The sequence below is a fragment of the Treponema sp. R8-4-B8 genome, assembly GCF_054786175.1.
Window position 1 is genome coordinate 1 of record NZ_BDHE01000125.1, and the last position, 1,065, is coordinate 1,065.

Consider the following 1,065-nt stretch of genomic DNA (forward strand, 5'->3'; position numbering starts at 1 on the left):
AAGCCGGTAAAACCACGACGGGCAAGTTCGTCAATTTCTTCATCGGGAATTTGATCAAGGCGGGTGATTTCTCTTTTGTATTTTTGCGAAAGTTGAAAAAGCCAGACAAGAGTACTCTTTGCCATTAGCACCGTGTTGGGCATCCAGTCAAGGTCGGGGCTGAATTTTTCGTATTCATCAAGCCCGGCATAAGTTAAAACTTCGCTAGGGCCGGGGCCGAAGAATGTAGGTTTGTTTTCTTCGTTTATTACGTCAAGGCTCATCAGCAGTCGCGCCATGAATTTTGAAATGAGAAGCCCCCAATGTTTTCGCATATAATCAAGTTGTGCAAAAAGAGAGTCGGGGAATTGAATTGCAGGTGAGCGGAGAAAGTCCCAAAGGTTCATGCCGTCCGGGCCGAAGACCGGCATTTCTTTTAAGTGCGCTTTTATTTCTTCGATTGCGTCATGGTAGGCGGTTTTTGTGGAAAGTTTTTTATCGTCAAATAAAAATTTGAAAGGTTTAAACGCTGGATTTAAATTTGCAAGCGACAGGAGCGTTGTTTCTTCTATAGAGAGTGCGCGGCAACTTTCGCCATCTTCTTTGCTTTTAAGGTATTGCTCAACATTTTTTTCACCCTTGTACACAGGACGTGGAGGGAACTGTTTGGAAAACTCATTTAATAGGCCGTTGGTTTTGCCTTCGCCAAGATTGACGTTCAACCTTTCCAGCGCAGTTTCAAAAACATCGCCTTGAACCTGCTCGCGGTAAAGCGCGACAACATAGTGCAGGATTTCATCGATTAGCCCCATCGCATAAAGATGGCCGGCTTTTATAAACCGCTCAGGATGAGCGGGGTCTTGTTTAAGGTTGAATTTATTTGCAAGTTCTCTGCACTGTTTAATGTCCGCAAAAACCACGTTCCCCGTTAATGAAAAGAGGCTGTCGCTAAGTCCGTACTCATGGCGTACATCGCTATTTACGTGAAACTCCATGAGAGTTTTTCGGCTCTTTGCCCAATGCGCGGATTTTTCTTCCAGCCCGGTGAGAATAATTTTAAATTTTACACTGAGGTCTCCTTTTTGC

The 1,065-nt window shown here is 44.4% G+C and carries 1 pseudogene; it reads right to left on the reverse strand.

The features are described 5' to 3' along the window. Positions 1-1,065, reverse strand: a pseudogene (locus ACYVRA_RS07335) (alpha-amylase family glycosyl hydrolase); the annotation flags it as partial.